This is a genomic window from Erythrobacter sp. HI0063 (assembly GCF_001635685.1).
GTDB lineage: Bacteria > Pseudomonadota > Alphaproteobacteria > Sphingomonadales > Sphingomonadaceae > Qipengyuania.
Genome location: NZ_LWFF01000068.1, coordinates 1 through 418, shown reverse-complemented (window position 1 = coordinate 418; position 418 = coordinate 1). Strand labels below are relative to the sequence as shown.

Here is a 418-nt window from a genome sequence, read left to right as displayed (position 1 = left end):
GACCCTAGCGACGCTCATGATTTCGATCAGCGACAACACCGCCACCGATACGCTGATACGCCAGGTAGGGCGCGAGAGGGTCGAGGAGTTTCTCCGCCGCACCGGGCATTCTGCGCCGGAACGCACTCTGCCCTTCCTGACCACGCGCGAGATGTTTTTGCTGAAGACGCTCGATGTCGGCCCCACCTATGCTGCTATAGATCAAGACGAACGCCGCGCGATGCTTGCCGATCTGGGAGGCGACGATGTGACGACCGAGCAGGTGGTCGCGGCGCTGGCCGAACCGTTGCTGGTCGAGGACATCGAATGGTTCGCCAGCATGGAGGACGAGCGCAGATTGCTACGGACCCTGATCGCGCTGAGCGCTCCGACGCTGTTCGACATTCTGGCCGTCAGCCCGCAGCTTTCCGAAAAACAG

General features: G+C 62.0%; 1 protein-coding gene. It reads left to right on the top strand.

Going from position 1 to position 418, the window contains the following annotated elements; genetic code table 11:
• Positions 1–16 precede the first annotated feature (16 nt).
• Positions 17–418 (top strand): serine hydrolase (locus A3736_RS16930; protein WP_233999205.1); only part of this gene is annotated, 402 nt, incomplete at its 3' end.